Source organism: Fundidesulfovibrio terrae, from assembly GCF_022808915.1.
Lineage (GTDB): Bacteria > Desulfobacterota > Desulfovibrionia > Desulfovibrionales > Desulfovibrionaceae > Fundidesulfovibrio > Fundidesulfovibrio terrae.
Genome location: NZ_JAKZFS010000001.1, coordinates 1,152,333 through 1,164,947 on the forward strand (window position 1 = coordinate 1,152,333; position 12,615 = coordinate 1,164,947).

General features: G+C 68.2%; 10 protein-coding genes. 1 reads left to right on the forward strand and 9 read right to left on the reverse strand.

What is annotated here, in order from left to right; translation table 11 throughout:
- Positions 1-2: 2 nt before the first annotated feature.
- The 4 genes from ilvB to ML540_RS05320 all read right to left on the reverse strand — a co-directional run bounded on the left by ilvB (position 3) and on the right by ML540_RS05320 (position 5,999).
- Positions 3-1,775 carry a biosynthetic-type acetolactate synthase large subunit gene (ilvB, locus tag ML540_RS05305; protein WP_243359051.1) on the reverse strand — a complete coding sequence of 591 codons (1,773 nt, stop codon included), beginning with the start codon at positions 1,773-1,775 and terminating at the stop codon, positions 3-5.
- Positions 1,776-2,127: 352 nt separating this feature from the next.
- Positions 2,128-3,387: a Y-family DNA polymerase gene (locus ML540_RS05310; RefSeq protein ID WP_243359052.1), complete on the reverse strand. Its 1,260-nt coding sequence runs from the start codon at positions 3,385-3,387 to the stop codon at positions 2,128-2,130.
- Positions 3,388-3,392: 5 nt separating this feature from the next.
- The gene (locus ML540_RS05315) at positions 3,393-3,806 is read right to left on the reverse strand and encodes a LexA family protein (RefSeq protein ID WP_243359053.1); all 414 of its coding nucleotides are present in this window, start codon (positions 3,804-3,806) and stop codon (positions 3,393-3,395) included.
- 141 nt (positions 3,807-3,947) lie between these two features.
- Complete coding sequence (locus ML540_RS05320; RefSeq protein ID WP_243359056.1) at positions 3,948-5,999, reverse strand: thioredoxin domain-containing protein; 2,052 nt, start codon at positions 5,997-5,999, stop codon at positions 3,948-3,950.
- 122 nt (positions 6,000-6,121) lie between these two features.
- On the opposite strand from ML540_RS05320, the gene ML540_RS05325 reads away from it, so the two are divergent.
- Positions 6,122-8,155 (forward strand): diguanylate cyclase domain-containing protein, encoded by a 2,034-nt coding sequence (locus ML540_RS05325; RefSeq protein ID WP_243359059.1) that lies wholly within the window; start codon positions 6,122-6,124, stop codon positions 8,153-8,155.
- A 60-nt stretch (positions 8,156-8,215) separates the two neighbouring features.
- Here the strand turns inward: ML540_RS05325 and ML540_RS05330 are convergent, their stop codons facing one another.
- The 5 genes from ML540_RS05330 to ML540_RS05350 form a co-directional block, all read right to left on the reverse strand.
- Positions 8,216-8,914: an SDR family NAD(P)-dependent oxidoreductase gene (locus ML540_RS05330; protein WP_243359061.1), complete on the reverse strand. Its 699-nt coding sequence runs from the start codon at positions 8,912-8,914 to the stop codon at positions 8,216-8,218.
- 25 nt (positions 8,915-8,939) lie between these two features.
- Positions 8,940-9,584, reverse strand: a complete 645-nt coding sequence (locus ML540_RS05335; RefSeq protein ID WP_243359063.1) for a YdcF family protein — start codon at positions 9,582-9,584, stop codon at positions 8,940-8,942.
- Positions 9,585-9,587: 3 nt separating this feature from the next.
- A complete protein-coding gene (gene tgt, locus ML540_RS05340; protein WP_243359065.1) occupies positions 9,588-10,715 on the reverse strand; it encodes a tRNA guanosine(34) transglycosylase Tgt in 1,128 nt (375 codons plus the stop codon).
- A gap of 3 nt (positions 10,716-10,718) precedes the next feature.
- Positions 10,719-11,360 (reverse strand): endonuclease III, encoded by a 642-nt coding sequence (nth, locus tag ML540_RS05345; protein ID WP_243359066.1) that lies wholly within the window; start codon positions 11,358-11,360, stop codon positions 10,719-10,721.
- Positions 11,361-11,509: 149 nt separating this feature from the next.
- A complete protein-coding gene (locus ML540_RS05350) occupies positions 11,510-12,577 on the reverse strand; it encodes an MBL fold metallo-hydrolase (protein WP_243359067.1) in 1,068 nt (355 codons plus the stop codon).
- Positions 12,578-12,615: the final 38 nt, after the last annotated feature.

Sequence of the window (12,615 nt, forward strand, 5' to 3'; positions counted from 1 at the left end):
GCCTACCTCATGTTCGCGGCTTCGGGCAACGCTTCTCCGCGCGCAGCCGGATGGCCGTGCAGCATCTCGGAATTGGCCGCGCCGGGAGGCACCATGGGGAAGACCATGGCGCCTGGATCCACGCGGGCGTGGATGAGCACCGGCACCGGGGCGTTGAGGGCGTCTTCCAGGGCGGCGGCGGGATCGTCGCAGGCGTCCAGGTTCAGCCCGGTGACGCCGAAGGCTTCGGCCAGGGCGGCGAAGTCGGTCCCCCGGGAGTAGCGAGACGCGCTCTTGCGCGCGAAAAAGAGCTTCTGCTGCTGCGCCACCAGGCCCAGGCTCTGGTTGTCCAGCACCACGATCTTCACGTTGGCCCCGGTTTCGGCCAGGGTGGCCAGTTCCTGGATGTTCATCTTGAGGCTGCCGTCGCCGGAGAAGCAGACCACCTGGGCCTGGGGATCGGCCAGGGCCGCTCCGATGGCCGCGGGGAGCCCGAATCCCATCACCCCGAGACCGCCGGAGGTGAGCCAGCGGCCCGGCGTGCGGTACGGGAAGCTCTGGGCCACGAACATCTGGTGCTGGCCCACGTCGGTGACGATGACCGCATCCGGGCGGAGCCTTGCGGCCACGTCCGTGATGACGCTGCGGGCGCAGCCGGCGCAGTTGGCGGCCCCGGCCATGGGAGCTTCGGCCTTGAACCGGGTGATGACGCTGCGGGCGCAGCCGGCGCAGTTGGCGGCCCCGGCCATGGGAGCTTCGGCCTTGAACCGGGTGATGCGCGAGAGCCAGTCGCGGCGTTCGCGCCGTTCGGCCAGGGGCAGGATGGCCGCCAGGGCCTGGGCGGCCTCGCAGGCGATCCCCAGGTCGGCGCGCAGGATGCGCCCGAGCTCCGAGGGGTCCAGGTTGATGTGGACGATTTTGGCCTTGGGGCAGAAGGTCTCGGGCCTGCCGGTGGCCCGGTCGTCGAAGCGGCTGCCCACGGCGACGAGCAGGTCGCACTCGGCCAGGGCGGCGTTGGCCCAGGGATGGCCGTGCATGCCGTGCATGCCCAGGCTCAGGCGGTGCGCGGCCGGGAGCGCGCCCAGGCCCATGAGCGTCATGGTCACGGGGATGTTGGCCTTCTCGGCCAGGCGGCGGGCCAGCTCCGGGGCGTTGCCCTTGGCGGCCCCGCCTCCCAGGAGCAACACCGGGCGGGAGGCCGCGTTGATCATGGCCGCCGCGCGGGAGGCGTCCCAGTTGCTGATCACTCGCGGCGCGGCGGGAGTCTCCTCGGGGTGCTCCTCTTCCTTGAAATCCTGGGCCTGCACGTCCTTGGGGATGTCCAGCACCACTGGGCCAGGCCTGCCCTCGGCGGCGACGCGGAAGGCCCAGGCCAGGGCCTCGGGCAGCTCGGAGGCGTGGCGCACCATGCGCCCGGCCTTGGCTACGGGACGGGTCACCTCCACGATGTCCACCTCTTGGAATGCCTCGGTGCCGATCATGGAAAGCGGCACCTGTCCGGTGATGCAGACCAGGGGCACGCTGTCGCGCCTGGCGTCGGCGATGGCCGTGACCAGGTTGGTGGCGCCAGGGCCGGAGGTGGCCAGGCAGACGCCGGGGCGGCCGGTGAGGCGGGCCATGCCCTGGGCCATGAAGGCCGCGCCTTGCTCGTGGCGGGCCAGCACATGGCGGACGGCGCTCTGCTGGGCCAGGGCGTCGTAGAGGGGCAGGATGGAGCCGCCGGGGATGCCCGCGACGGTGCGCACACCCTGTTCTGCAAGGAATTTCACTGTGTAGCGCGCGCCGGTGATGCTCATGATCGACCTCCTCAGTGTCTGTCCGGGCGGTCCGGCTGGAGGTCTGGCGCTTGCCTGAGAAACGAAAAACCCCCGCCGGCTGACCGCCGGGGGGGTTGAGGTTACGATGTCACGTACTGGTCACAACCCGCGTTAAGCGGCCGCAAGAACTCCCTGGCGTACTACGACTAGGACGCTGAACATGGAGGTGGCGGTGCGGGTCATGCTGGTTTGCATGGGGTCCGCCTACGCCCGGCCGGAAATTCTGTCAACACGGGAGGGGCGGCTTGGGACGGAAAATTACGGAGGCAGGAGGTGCGGGGGAGCCGCCGGCGGCCAAAGGGGCAAGCCCCTTTGGAATCCCATATAGGGGTCAGGCCAGCGCGACGGGCAGTTCGGCCCAGGAGGTGGTGTAGCGGGGCGAGCGCATGGCCTGGCGCATCCGCCAGGGCCGCTCCACCCCCCAGGACGCGGGGAAGACCGTCTCGCGACCCCATTTGGCGTTCACCCGGTCCAGCACGGCCATGAGCCTGTCTGGGCGCGGGTCCGGCTCACGCAGAAGCGGCAGCTGGGCCGTGCCCTCGCCCTCGATGCCCGTCAGCATCACTCCGGCCTTCTTGTAGCGCAGGCCCGGACGGAAGATGCGCGCGAGAACGTCGGTCCCAAGGCGTGCGATGCGTACGGAGTCCGACGTGGCTTGGCCGAGCGCCCGAGCCAGGCTCGCGCTGTAGGGCGTTTCTCCTGGAAACGATGCGTACGCCTGCACCCAGACCGTGATGGCCGAGGCCTGCTCCTGCCTAGCTCTCAGCTTGGCGGCTGCGGTTCCGGCGTAATGGCTCACGGCCTCGCGCATGTCCTCGATGCGGGTGACCGGAACGCCGAAGGAGCGCGAGAATATCACGGATTTCCTGGGCTGCGGGGCCGTCGCAAGCGAGATGCAGGGCCTTCCGCGAAGCTCCAGCCAGGTCTGCAGGCCCGTGATGGTCATCAACGCCTTGACGCTACCCTGGCTCATGCGGGTGAAGTCCAGGGCCGTGCGCACCCCGCGCGCCATGAGACGCTCCGCGTGGCGCCGCCCGATGCCCCAGACGCTCCCCACGGGGAGGAGGGCGAGAATCTCTTCCAGCTCCGGACCCTGCGGCAGGCGCAGCACCCCGTCTCCGGCCGGGTCCTTCTTGGCCAGCCTGTTGGCGGCCTTGGCCAGGGTCTTGGTCACGCCGATGCCGATGGACACCTCGATGCCGGTGGCCCGCTTCACGGCCCGGCGAACGGTCCGGGCGGTCTCCTCCGGCGTGCCGGGCATGCCCGACAGGTCCAGGAAGGCCTCGTCGATGGAATAGACCTCCATGCGCGGCACCAGCGTCTCGGCCGTTGCCATCACCCGCGAGGACATGTCGCCGTACAGGGCGTAGTTGGAGGAGAACACCGCCACTCCGTGCCTGGCGAACAGCTGGCGGCATTTGAACTCCGGCGCGCCCATGGGGATGTCCAGGGCTTTGGCCTCGGCCGAACGGGCGATGATGCAGCCGTCGTTGTTGGAGAGCACCACCACGGGCCGTCCGGCCAGGGACGGATCGAAGGCGCGCTCGCAGGAGGCGTAGAAGTTGTTGCAGTCCATCAGGGCGATGGGCATGGGCGTCAGAAGACGCCGCGCGGCGTCAGCTTGCGGATGACGTGGGTGGCCACGCCCCAGATTTCCACGGCGCGCTCATCTGTGATGGGGATGGGAGCGAAATCGGGGTTTTCCGCGGCCAGGGCCAGGGTGCGTCCAAGGCGCTTGAGGCGCTTGACCGTGAGGTCGCCGTCCACGGCGGCCACCACCACGTGGCCGGGCCTGGGCGTGACGGAACGGTCCACCACCAGCAGGTCCCCGGTGGCGATGCCCGCCCCGCGCATGGATTCCCCCTGCACCCGGATGAAATAGGTGGAGGCGGGGTTTCTGACGAGGTGCTCGTTCAGGTCCAGCCGGGCGTCGAGATAGTCCTCGGCCGGGGAGGGGAATCCGGCCGTGGCGTCGATCAGCGGGAGGGAGAACGTTGTTGTGGCGGGCATGACGAAGTGTATAGTTTTGTATGACGATGCTGGCAAGGAAAATTTGTCTGCCGCGCCAGCCCCCACCCCCGCCGCCTGGACGCGAAGCTATACGGGATTCCAAAGGGAGGAACTCCCTCTGGCCGCCGGAGGCCTCTTCTCCTACTTCTTTTCCAGAAGCTCCATCATCTTCACCACGTCCGTTGTCGGCGGCTCGCACAGGCCGTCGCGGCAGACGTAGGCCGTGGCCTTGCCGTCCACGGGGCACATGCCCGCCGTATAGGAGGCCAGCGACGCCAGTTCGCCCGCTTCGTCCCGCTTGAGCACCAGCGTATTCGGCAGATAGCGCCCGCGCAGGGCCGCAAGGAACGGCTCGAGCGAAGCGTCGTCGGGGCCAGAGAGCACCACGTCCGCCCCGGGCCCCAGGGCGAAGTCCAGCCCGCACAGAAGCATGGTGAACCCCGAAGGGAAGTGGGTCACGTTCTCGCCCAGGGAGAGGACGAGGCGGTGGGCCTCCTCGGCCAGGTCGTACCGGGCAGCCAGGCGCGAGAGCTTCAGAAGAACCAGCATGGCCACCGAGTTGCCCGAGGGCATGGCCGCGTCGAAGGCGTCCTTGCGGCGTGTGAGCACGGTTTCGGCGTCGTCGGCGGTGAAGAAGAACCCTCCGCGCTCCGGGTCCTTGAAGTGGGCGAGCATCTGTTCGGCCGTGTCCAGCGCGGCCTGGAGCCAACCCAGGTCGAACGTGGCCTGGTAGAGTTCGACGAACCCCCAGGCCAGGAAGGCGTGGTCGTCCAGGTTGCCGGGCACCTTGGCCTCGCCGTCGCGGTAGCGGTGCAGCAGGCGTCCGTCCGCGCCCCGCAGCCGGGCCAGGACGAAATCGGCCGCCCGGGAGGCCGCCCGGACCAGCTTCGGGGCGTCCAGGATGCGCCCGGCCTGGGCCAGGGCCGCGACCATGAGGCCGTTCCAGTCGGTGAGGATCTTGTCGTCCTTGTGGGGATGGACGCGTTTCTCGCGGGCCTCGAAGAGTTTCTGGCGAATGGACTCCAGCCGCGCCTCGTCGGCGTCCCGGGGAGGAGCGGACAGGTGGGGGATGTTGGACCCGGTTTCCTGTCCGCTGGCCTCCTCGGCGAAATTTCCGCCGGGCTTGAACCCGTACAGGCCAGCGTAGAACGCGGCGTCTTGGGGGGACAGGGTGTCGGCCAGCTCGGCCTCGGTCCAGACGTAGAACTTGCCTTCCTCGCCCTCGCTGTCGGCGTCCTCGGCGCTATGGAAGCCGCCTTCCGCGCCGACCAGGGCGTGCGTCACGTAGGCGGCTGTCTCCATTGCGGCGCGCTTGAAGAGGGGGTCGCCGGTGGCCTGGTGGCCTTCCGTGTAGGCCATGAGAAGCATGGCCTGGTCGTAGAGCATCTTCTCGAAGTGCGGCAGCAGCCAGTCCGCGCCGGTGGAGTAGCGGTGGAAGCCCAGGCCCACGTGGTCGAAGATGCCGCCCAGGCGCATGGCGGTGAGGGTTTGCGCGACCATGTCCAGGGGCAGGCGATCATTGGTGCGCTTGTGGTGGCGCAACAGGAAGAGCAGCTGATGGGGCGAGGGGAACTTGGGGGCCTGGCCGAATCCGCCGTGTTCGGCGTCGAAACGCTGGGCCAGCTGGCGGTAGGCCGTGTCCAGGACATCAGGGCCGGGGGCCGTGTCCAGGGGGGCGGGGTGCTGCTGATCCTTGAGGGCGGCGGTCACGCTGCCCGCGGTCTGCTCCACGTCGCCCGCGCGCCTGTTCCAGACCTCGCTGATCCTGGGAAGCAGGTCCATGAGCCCCATGCGCCCGAAACGGGTGTGCTTGGGAATGTAGGTGGCGGCGAAAAAGGGCCGACCCTGGTGGTCGGCGAAGATGGAGAGAGGCCAGCCGCCGGAGCCGGTCATGAGCTGGCAGGCAGTCATGTAAACGCCGTCCAGGTCCGGGCGCTCCTCACGGTCTATCTTCACGGGCACGGTCACGGAGTTGAGCAGGGCGGCCGTTTCCTCGTCCTCGAAGCATTCGCGCTCCATGACGTGGCACCAGTGGCAGGTGGAGTAGCCGATGGAGAGGAACAGGGGCTTGTTGTCGGCGCGGGCCTTCCGGAAGGCTTCCTCGCCCCAGGGCAGCCAGTCCACGGGGTTGTGGGCGTGCTGGAGAAGGTAGGGACTCTTTTCGGCGGCGAGTCTGTTGGGATGGCGGTTCATGCTGCCTCCTGGACTGGGTTCGTCCCGAATATATCTATTTTTTCGGGGGCAACCACAAAATTCGTGTTTTACCCATTTGAATCAGCGACGAACTTGTATAGGCCCTTCACAGGTCGCTTACCATGAAGCTCAGCGCCAAAGCATCGTTACTGCTGTCAGGGCTCGTACTTGCCGTCATTGCGGCTACGAGCCTTTTTCTCTTCGCCTACCAGCAGAAGGCCATCAAGGGCCTGGTCCGGCACCAGCTCGTTTCCGACACGGGCATCCTCGCCCTGGAAATCCAGGGCTTCGTGGAGGAAAACGTACGCGACCTGATGGCCGTGGCGGGCAATTTCCCCAAGGACGCCCTGCGCAGAAACGACCGGGAGGCCATCCGCGAATATCTGAGCCGGCAGCTGTCGTATTTCCCCAGGCTGGAGAGCGGCATCTTCATCCTGGACCGCAACGGGATATTCGTCGAGGATTTCCCTCCCCATCCCGAACTGCGCGGCCAGTCCTTCGCCCACCGGGACTACTTCGCGCGCGCCGTGTCCCATGGTGCCGGAGGCTTGGGCGATCCGTACGTATCCGCCCGTACCGGCCTGCCGGTGCTGACCGTGACCGCCCCCATCAAGTCGGACACGGGGGAGATAATAGCCCTGGTATGCGGCTCGCTGAACCTGCTTTCGCGTTCGGGCCTGTGGGAACAGCAACAGCGCAAGATCGGCGAGACCGGGTACGTCTACGTGGTGGACCGGGCCGGCCGATTCATCATCCACCCGGACGCCTCGCGGATACTCACGCGCAACGAGCCGGGCAAAAATGTTTTCCTCGACCGGACCGTGGAGGGCTACGAAGGAGCCGGAGAGACGGTGAACAGCCAGGGCGTGCCCATGATCATCGCCTCGCGCCAGATATCCTCGCTGGGCTGGGCCGTGTTGGCCCAGGTTCCCGAGGTCGAGGCGTTCAAGTCCATACGCGAGTCCGTGGTGGCCCTGGGCCTGTTCTTCTGCGCCGCCATGGCCCTGGTGCTGCCCGCGGGATTCTGGGCCATGCGCCGCATCGCGAAGCCCTTGGAAGGCCTGGAAACAGCCGCCCAGATCATCTCGCAGGACCTGCGCAAGGCCGACGGCGCGCTCACCAGGCCGTTCGCCTCCAGCGCCATGGACGCGCTTCGCAAGATGCGCTCCGGCGACGAGATCGGCAAGCTGGCCCGGGCCTTCTTCCAACTCTCCGTGCGCCTGAAGCAGACCCTCACCTCGCTTCGCACCGCCGCGGAGGACTGGGAGCGGACGTTCTCCTCGGTGCAGGAGGCGCTTTTCGTGCTGGACGCCGAGGGCAAGGTGCTGCGCGTCAACCGCGTGGCCGAGGACCGTCTGCGCATGGTGCGCAGCGCCATGGTCGCCCGGGACTGGCGGGCCGTCCTGTCCATGGGCCTGCCCGTGCCCGAGGGCTGGCCCACCATGGAGAACCTCCGGGAGACGGGACGCCTGAAACTGACCACTCGCCTGCCGGAGACCCCGGGAGTGTTCGAGTTCTCGTTCTCGGCCATCCAGGGCCGCCGGGGGCAGGCCGCCAAGGGGTTCCTGCTGGTGGTGACGGACGTGTCCGAAAAGATGGAGGCCGAGGAACGCATCCGCGAATTGGCCTTCCACGACGTGCTCACCGCGCTGCCCAACCGCATGCTGCTCACCGACCGGCTGGAGCAGGCCATGGCCACGGCGGACCGCAACGCCTCCAAGGTGGGGGTGATGTTCCTGGACCTGGACGACTTCAAGCGGGTCAACGACACCTACGGCCACGAGACCGGGGACAGGCTGCTCAAGCAGGTGGCCCGGCGCCTGGGGGAGTGCCTGCGCTCTAACGACACCCTGGCCCGCTACGCGGGCGACGAGTTCGTGGCCGTGCTCATGGACCTCAAGAACATCGACGAGGCGGCCAGGGTGGCCTCTCGCATGCTTGAGAGCGTTTCCGAGCCGTTCGACCTGCCCGGAGGGCAGGCACGGATCGGCGCGAGCATCGGCATCGCCGTCTATCCCGGCGACGGCGTGTCGCCGCAACAGCTCATAAGCCACGCCGACACGGCCATGTACCGGGCCAAGGGGCGCGGCAAGAACAGCTTCCGCTTCGTGGAACAGCCCGCAGTGGCGGACGGGGAACGCCTGCCTACGCAGTGATCCCGCCGGTTCGCCTGGCTCTCGCCCGTGCCGCTCCGTGCCGTGCCGCCCGGACCCCTCCTACCTGGGGAACGATCCGTTGTTTATGTCGATGCAGGTTCCGTTGATGTATTCGGGGCTGTCCGTGGCCAGCCAGACGATGGTTTCGGCCACTTCGTCCGCGCGGGCGAAGCGTCCGGAATAGACCGAGCGCAAGACGCCCTCCCGGCGGGCTTCGGGGATGGAGGCGAGCATGTCCGTCTCCGCCGGTCCCGGGGCCACCGCGTTCACCACCACCTTGCCGCCGAAGATCCTGGCGAAGCTCTTGGTCATGTTGATGAGCCCCGCCTTGGTGATGCCGTACCACACGTCGGGGTGCCCGGTCTGACCGGCCAGGGAGGCGTTGTTCACGACCCTGCCTCCTCCCTTCCGGAGCATGGACGCGCTCACAGCCGTGGTCAGCGCCACCGGGGCCTCAAGGTTGATGCGCAGCATCCGGCCCACGCGCTCGCGGGTGTACCGGTCGTGGGGGATGCTGAACATCACCCCGGCGTTGTTCACCAGGATGTCCACGTCGCCGATCTGCTCCACCAGGGCGGGTATCTTCTCAACCTCGGCCAGGTCGAAGGGCACGGTCCGGACGTTCTTCTCCGAGGCCAGCGGGAAGTCCGCAAAATCGCGGGCCACCACGTACACCACGCAGCCGCGTGCGAGGAGCATCCTGGTCACTTCGAGCCCGATGCCCTTGTTGCCTCCGGTCACGATGGCTGTCTTGGCCATGCTGTGCTCCTGATGTCCGCCGGGCTCAGTTTCCGGCCGGAGCCGACCGGAACCTGCCGCCCAGCAGGTAATAGAAGGTTTTGGGTATCTCCAGGAGCACGGTGCGGGCCGACTCCTGGTCGGTCCACCACGCGGCGGGCATCCTTTCGGCGGGGACGTCCACCACGCGCACGTCCCAGCCCGGCAGGGCGTCCTTGAAGATCATGCGCGCCCGGCGCACGTGGTACGAAGAGGTCACCACCATGAGCGAGCCCGGCCCCGCGCCCAGGTGCGCGGCCAGGGCCTCGGCCTCCTGGGCGGTGCTCAGAAGCTCGTCGCCGTAGTATTCGATGGCGTCGGCCGGGACGCCCTTCTTGCGCAGGAGCGCCTTGTAGACTTCCTCGTGCCGGGGGAAGGTGAGCATGTTCTGGTCCAGGACGCGCTCGCCCCGCAGCCTGTAGGCCCTGCCCACGTAGACCTTCCGGGCCAGGCCCAGCTTGTAGAGGTCCGCCGCGTAGGCGGCCCGTCCGAAGTCGCCGCACAGCACCACCATGGCGTCCGAGGCCGTGGGAGGATCGCTGTTCTGCAGCCAGAACCCGGCCGTGAGCAGAAGGCCGATCCCCGTCACGGCGGCGGCCAGCATCAGGTGCTCAAGGACATGAAAAGCGGCCTTGAAACCGGGTCGCTTCACGGATCACTCCTGCGGCGCGCTTGGGTACACCGCCTGGAAACGGGCCTTGTAGGCGGCGAACTGCCCGGCCGCGATGGCCTCGCGAGCGCCCCTGGCCAACTCCAGGAAGAAATGCACGTTGTGGATGGTGTTGAGACGGTAGGACAGAAGCTCCTTGGCCACGTAGAGGTGGCGCAGGTATGCCTTGGAGAAGGTCCGGCAGGTGTAGCAGGTGCATTCAGGGTCCAGGGGGGAGTCGTCCTCCTTGAACTCGGCGCGCTTGATGTTCACCTGGCCCCGGCTGGTGTAGAGGGTGCCGTTGCGGGCGTTCCTGGTGGGCAGCACGCAGTCGAACATGTCGATGCCGTTGCCGATGCCCTCCAGAATGTCCATGGGCTTGCCCACGCCCATGAGGTAGCGCGGCTTGTCCGCCGGCAGAAGCGGCGCGGTGTGGGCCATGAGCTCGTACATTTCAGCCGTGGACTCGCCCACCGAAAGCCCGCCGATGGCGTGGCCGTCGAAGCCCATGGAGCAGATGGCCTCGGCGGACTGCTCGCGCAGGTCCTTGAAGAAGCCGCCCTGCACGATGCCGAAGACCAGCTGGCCGTTGCGGCCCGGGGCGTGGTTCTCGCGGGAGCGCAGGGCCCAGTCGTGGGTCAGGACGAGTGATTTTTCGGTGTAGGCGTGGTCCGCGCCGTAGGGCACGCACTCGTCCAGCACCATCATGATGTCCGAGCCCAGGTTGCGCTGGATGTCCAGGACCTTCTCCGGGGTGAAGAAATGCTTGGAGCCGTCCAGGTGGGAGCGGAACTCCACGCCGTCCGGGGTGAGCTTGCGCAGCCCGGAGAGCGAGAACACCTGGAACCCGCCGGAGTCGGTCAGGATGGGGCGGTCCCAGCCCATGAAGGCGTGCAGCCCCCCGCGCCTTGCCACCAGGTCGTCGCCGGGGCGCAGGTAGAGGTGGTAGGTGTTGCCCAGGATGATTTGGGCGCTCGCGTCCTTGAGGTCCTGCGGGCAGAGGGACTTGACGGTGCCGAGCGTGCCCACGGGCATGAAGGCCGGGGTGCGCACCACACCGTGGGCAGTGTGCAGTTCGCCCAAGCGGGAAGGTCCGTCGGTGGCCTGTATGGTGAAGGTTCCGGGAGCGTGCATGGCCTACTTCTTCCCTACGCCGCGCTTGGGGCAGATGTCGGAAAGCTCGCACTCGGGGCACTTGGGCTTGCGGGCGTCGCAGATGTCACGCCCGAAATAGACCAGCAGGTGGTTGATCTCGCCCCATTGGTCCTGGGGAAAGAGCGGCATGAGGTCGCGCTCGATCTTCACCGGGTCGTCGGAGTCGGTGAGCGCCAGGCGGTAGGCCAGGCGGGTGACGTGGGTGTCCACGGCGATGCCCTCGTTCACGCCGAAGCTGTTGGAGAGCACGATGTTGGCCGTCTTGCGGGCAACGCCGGGAAGCGTGACCAGCTCGGCCAGGGTGCGGGGGACCTGGCCGCCGAAGGCGTCCATGACGCGTTTCGCCGCGCCGATCAGGTTCTTGGCCTTGTTGCGGAAGAAGCCCGTGGAGCGGACCACCTCTTCCAGGTCCTCTTGGGAGGCCAGGGCCAGTTCGGCGGGGCCGGGCCAGCGGGCGAAGAGCTTGGGGGTGACCATGTTCACCCGGGCGTCGGTGCACTGGGCGGCCAGCACCGTGGCCACCAGGAGCTCCCAGGCGTTGTGGTGGTCGAGGGCGGGGACGGTTTTCGGATATCTGGCGCGCAGGCGCTCGAAGATGATGGGGGCGCGTTCGGTTGCGGTCATGGGCTGGGGGATAGCCGAAAGCGCGGGCGGGGGCAATCGTGTGGCGTGCGAGGCTTTTGCCGGGGGCGGCTCGCCGGAGTGGCAGGAAACGGTTTCGGGCCACCCCGGGCGTCCGTGGCTTGCGCGAGGGCGTTCGAGACCCCGCCCGGTCAGGGCAGCGTCCAGGCCTCGCCCACGTCCGGAGCGCGGAACGCCTCCGGCGGGACGCAGTGCTTCTCAAGCGCCTCGGCGAGGTCCGCGAGGGGCTGGCCGATCCCCTCGTCTGTGAGCTTGAACACCCCGTGGTGCAGGGCCAGGGCGTGGTCAGCGTCAAGGCTCCGGAAGGCCCGGACCGCCTCCTCGGGGTTCATGTGCGCCTGGGCCATGAACCAGCGCGGCTCGTAGGCCCCGATGGGCAGAAGCGCCACGCGGGAGGGGCCGAAGCGCTCCCGGATGCGCCGGAAGGGCTCGCCCGAGCCGTAGCCCGTGTCGCCGAAAAACGAGATGAGCCCCGCGGGCGTCTCAAGCACGAACGAGCACCACAAGGCCTCGCGCCGGTCGAAGAGACCCCGGGCGGACCAGTGGTGGGCGGGCGCGGCATGGATGCGGATCGAACCTGTCGCTGAGCGCGGCCCAGGCACGTCCCGGCCGCGTGCGCACGCGGCCGAGGCCCGCTCCGGCCGGATGGGCCCGCATCCGCCGGATGAATGCGCCACATCCACGCACTCCCACCAGTCCAGCTCCTCGCAGGTGGCGCCCTTGGCGGCACGCTCAACGAGGCGGGCGTCCCCAAGCGGCGCGATGAGGCGCGGCCGGTGGCCTCGCCACAGCGCGGCAAGCGAGGGCAGGTCCAGATGGTCGTAGTGGTTGTGGGTGACCAGAACCACGTCGATGGGCGGCAGGGCGGCCAGGGATAATCCCGGCTCGCGCACGCGCCTGGGGCCGATCATGACCGGACCGGTTCTCTCGGAGAAGACCGGGTCGGTGAGGATGTTCACCCCGGCGGTCTGGATGAGCACCGTGGAGTGCCCGATGCAGGTGATACGCACGGCCTCGCCGTGGACGCGCTCGGGCGGCAGGTCCCTGCGGGTGTTGTGGACCTTGGCGGGCCAGGGGACGGACCGCGAGGTGAACTTCCAGCGCAGCAGGTCGGCGAAGCTCCTGTCAGCGTCGCCCCAGGGATTGCGGAAGCGCTTGCCGTCGAAGTGGTCGGAGAGGCTGGGCGGGCGGCATCGCATGTGTCTGTCCCCCAAACGAAAACGCCCCGCGTGGGCGG

What these genes read in the sequence shown, in the direction of transcription:
- ilvB (WP_243359051.1), bottom strand. Translation starts at nt 1,775, where the DNA reads ATGAGCATCACCGGCGCGCGCTACACAGTGAAATTCCTTGCAGAACAG.
- ML540_RS05310 (WP_243359052.1), bottom strand. Translation starts at nt 3,387, where the DNA reads ATGCCCATCGCCCTGATGGACTGCAACAACTTCTACGCCTCCTGCGAG.
- ML540_RS05315 (WP_243359053.1), bottom strand. Translation starts at nt 3,806, where the DNA reads ATGCCCGCCACAACAACGTTCTCCCTCCCGCTGATCGACGCCACGGCC.
- ML540_RS05320 (WP_243359056.1), bottom strand. Translation starts at nt 5,999, where the DNA reads ATGAACCGCCATCCCAACAGACTCGCCGCCGAAAAGAGTCCCTACCTT.
- ML540_RS05325 (WP_243359059.1), top strand. Translation starts at nt 6,122, where the DNA reads ATGAAGCTCAGCGCCAAAGCATCGTTACTGCTGTCAGGGCTCGTACTT.
- ML540_RS05330 (WP_243359061.1), bottom strand. Translation starts at nt 8,914, where the DNA reads ATGGCCAAGACAGCCATCGTGACCGGAGGCAACAAGGGCATCGGGCTC.
- tgt (WP_243359065.1), bottom strand. Translation starts at nt 10,715, where the DNA reads ATGCACGCTCCCGGAACCTTCACCATACAGGCCACCGACGGACCTTCC.
- nth (WP_243359066.1), bottom strand. Translation starts at nt 11,360, where the DNA reads ATGACCGCAACCGAACGCGCCCCCATCATCTTCGAGCGCCTGCGCGCC.
- ML540_RS05350 (WP_243359067.1), bottom strand. Translation starts at nt 12,577, where the DNA reads ATGCGATGCCGCCCGCCCAGCCTCTCCGACCACTTCGACGGCAAGCGC.